4 protein-coding genes are annotated in these 3081 nt (G+C 76.1%); 1 reads left to right on the top strand and 3 read right to left on the bottom strand.

The annotated features are described in order from the left end of the window. Positions 1–199: 199 nt before the first annotated feature. On the bottom strand, positions 200–949 hold the full coding sequence (locus DVA66_RS18805; protein WP_114561393.1) for an SDR family NAD(P)-dependent oxidoreductase: 750 nt from the start codon (positions 947–949) through the stop codon (positions 200–202). A 144-nt stretch (positions 950–1093) separates the two neighbouring features. On the opposite strand from DVA66_RS18805, the gene DVA66_RS18800 reads away from it, so the two are divergent. After that, on the top strand, positions 1094–1903 hold the full coding sequence (locus DVA66_RS18800) for a helix-turn-helix transcriptional regulator (RefSeq protein ID WP_114561392.1): 810 nt from the start codon (positions 1094–1096) through the stop codon (positions 1901–1903). A gap of 39 nt (positions 1904–1942) precedes the next feature. Here the strand turns inward: DVA66_RS18800 and DVA66_RS18795 are convergent, their stop codons facing one another. After that, a complete protein-coding gene (locus DVA66_RS18795) occupies positions 1943–2512 on the bottom strand; it encodes a TetR/AcrR family transcriptional regulator (protein ID WP_114561391.1) in 570 nt (189 codons plus the stop codon). Between the two features lies 1 nt (position 2513). Further along, on the bottom strand, positions 2514–3081 hold a 568-nt coding region (locus tag DVA66_RS18790), incomplete at its 5' end, for an MFS transporter (protein WP_332872889.1).

The raw sequence follows: 3081 nt of genomic DNA, 5'->3' as shown, positions 1-3081 counted from the left end.
GCTCAGATCCTCAGTCGGGGCGAGGACGCCGTCGTCATGGGTAGGTCTCGGGTTCGACTCCCGAAGGCGGCTCAGATCCTCAGTCGGGGCGAGGACGCCGTCGTCATGGGTAGGTCTCGGGTTCGACTCCCGAAGGCGGCTCAGAGCTTCGCTCCGGCTCGACCGCCCCGCTCTCGAAGCGGGTCCGTCCCGATGGCGCTCACCAGGGGACGTCGACGCCCTCCCAGGTGGTGAACGTCCCGCTGGGCCCGTCCGGACCGAGCCGGCTGACGCGCACCACCTCCCGCGCGGCCTCCTCGACCGACTCGGTGCCCTCGAAGTTCGTCAGGGCGGTCCGGGCGAAGCCGGGCGAGACCAGGTTGACCTTCGTGCCGGTCCCCTGCAGCTCGACCATCATCGACAGCGTCACCGCGTTGAGGGCGGTCTTCGACGCGGCGTAGACCACGTCGTAGGCCTCACGGGTGGGCGAGGACGGGTCGAGGCAGAGCGCGAGCGAGCCGAGCGCGCTGGTGACGTTGACGACGCGGGCGTCCGCCGAGCGGCGCAGCAGCGGGAGCACCGCCTGGTAGACCGACACCACCCCCAGCACGTTGACCTCCCACACCGCCCGCAGGTCGTCCAGCGGGGCGGTGCTCGGCCTCGACGTGCGCCGGAACTCCGCGAGGTCGACCTGTCGGGTCGTGCTGGTGCCGGCGTTGTTGACCAGCAGGTCGAGCCGGCCGGCCCGGTCGGCGATGTGCGCGGCGGCCGCGGCCACCGATGCCGGATCGGTCACGTCCAGCTGGACCGCGACGGCGCCGTGGCCGATCTCGGCGGCCGCCTGCTCGCCCCGCGCCAGGTCCCGCGAGCCGATGAACACCGTGCGGTGGTCGGCGGCGAGCTCGGCGGCGACCTGCCGGCCGATGCCCTGGTTGGCGCCCGTGACGAGGGCGATCCGGTCGATCGTCATCTGCTGGTCCTCCTGCTCCTGGCGCCGGCCCCGCGCCGGTCGCCCTGACCTCGACTGTGCGTCGCCAGGCGGACGGCCGGGAGGCCCCGTCGCGCCTGGTACCGGCAGGGCCACCCGGTGCGGGCGGTGCAGCAGAATGGGGCCATGCCGCGCGCCGGGCCCGACTTCGCCGCCTACCTGCGATCGCGACGGGCGCTGGTCCCGGTCACCGAGCAGGTCCCCCGCGGGCGGAGGTCGACGCGCCGCGTCCCGGGGCTGCGCCGCCAGGAGCTCGCCGACGCGGCCGCCATCTCGGTGGAGTACTACACCCGGCTGGAGCAGGGCCGGGCCCCGCACCCGTCCCGGGAGGTCCTCGCCGCCCTCGCGCAGGCGCTGCGTCTCCTGCCTGCCGAGCGCGACCACCTGTTCCGGCTCGCCGGGGAGCCGCCGCCGGTGCCGGCCGCGCCGCAGACCGAGGTCCGACCGGGGCTGTCCCTGATGCTGCAGACCCTCGACCGGGCACTCGCGGTGACCGTCCACGACGGCCGCCTCGACCTGCTGGCCCGCAACACCGCCGCCGAGGAGCTGCTCGGCCCGCTCCCGCCGCCGGGCCGGTTCAGCCGCAACCTGGTCCACCAGGCGTTCACGCCCCCGACCGGGCGGATGCTCGGCGAGGACGGCGCCGCCTACGCCCGCTTCGCGACCGCGGAGCTGCGCTCGGCCCTGGCCCGCTACCCCGAGGACGACTACCTGCGGGCCCTGCAGCGCGAGCTGAGCGCCACCAGCGCCGACTTCCGCGAGCACTGGAGCCGCGGGGAGGTCGGCGGGGAGCGGTCGATGGTGAAGCGGCTGCGTGACCCGCAGGGCGGGTGGACGGTGTTCCGGGGCGAGGTGCTGCACGACGCCGAACGCGACCACTGGGTGGTGATCTACACCCCCGACCCGAGCGGCAGCCCGGAGCCGGTCACCACCTGAGCCGGCTCCACCGTCGCGGTTGGCGTGCGACGGCGCGGCTCACCCGACCCAGCGGCCGGGCTCCCTGGTCAGCGCGAGCAGCTGCTCGCGCAGCCGCTGGAAGGCCGGGGCGGCCGGACCGCCCCACAGCGGCGCACTGCTCGCCCCGTCGGCGGCGGCGCGGACCAGTGTCACCACGTCGGGCGGCAGCCCGTCCTCGGCGAGCTCGGCCGCCCAGCGCTCCTCGTCGCGGCGGGCCAGCTCGGCCACCTCCGCGCTGGTCATCAGCTGGGCGGTGAGGATGATGAGCTCGCGGGCGGTGCGCTCGTCGGCGGCCGGGTCCAGGCAGGCGCGGACGTAGGCGCGGGTCAGCCGCCCGGGGCCGGTGTCGGCGGGGTCGAGGCTCGTGCGCACCGCCTCGCGGAACTCGTCCAGCAGGTCCTGGGCCAGGGCCAGCACCAGCTCGTCCTTGCTCGCGAAGTGGTAGATCAACCCGCCCTTGGAGACCCCGGCCGCGCGGGCCATCTCGTCCAGGGACGCCCCCAGCCCGCGGGTGCGCACGAGGTCGGCGGCGGCGTCCAGCAGCAGGCGGCGGGTCGCCTCCGGTGACCGTCCGGCCCGACGTCCCACCTCACACCTCCCTGCTGAGCGACTGCTGCCCCGTCAGGGTGCCACCCGGGCGCGGGGAGGGCACCGTCCGCCACGCCACCAGTGCGGCCACGGCCGTCACCGCGGCGGCGACCAGGGACGTCACCTGCATGGCGGTGGTGAAGGCCTCCGCCGCCGCGACGGCCGCAGCCGACCCCGGCTCCAGCACGCTGAGGGCCGACGCCAGCGAGTCCCGCACCCGGTCGTGCACCTCGGCCGGCAGCGCCGGCAGCTCCAGGGAGCGCCGGTAGACCAGCGTCACCACCGAGCCGAGCACCGCGATCCCCAGCGCCACCCCCAGCTCGTAGGCGGTCTCGGAGATCGCCGCGGCCGCGCCGGCCCGGTGCGGCGGGACGGCCGACACGACGGCGTCGGTGGTCAGCGTCATGGCCAGCCCCACCCCGAGCCCGACGGGGACGAGCGCGGCCAGCAGCGCGGGCAGGCTGTCGCTGCGCTCGGCCGCCGCGACCAGGGCCAACCCGCAGGCGGCGACCGCCAGCCCGACGGCGATGGCCCGTCCCGGGCCGAGCCGGCGCAGCGCCAGCCCGACC

Source organism: Desertihabitans aurantiacus, assembly GCF_003344635.1.
Classification (GTDB): domain Bacteria; phylum Actinomycetota; class Actinomycetes; order Propionibacteriales; family Propionibacteriaceae; genus Desertihabitans; species Desertihabitans aurantiacus.
Note: the sequence above shows the minus strand (reverse complement) of the source record. Positions and strands in the feature narration are given on the sequence as shown.

Bases quoted from the DNA above. Each gene is read 5' to 3' on its own strand.
- DVA66_RS18805 (WP_114561393.1), bottom strand. From the start codon at position 949: ATGACGATCGACCGGATCGCCCTCGTCACGGGCGCCAACCAGGGCATC.
- DVA66_RS18800 (WP_114561392.1), top strand. From the start codon at position 1,094: ATGCCGCGCGCCGGGCCCGACTTCGCCGCCTACCTGCGATCGCGACGG.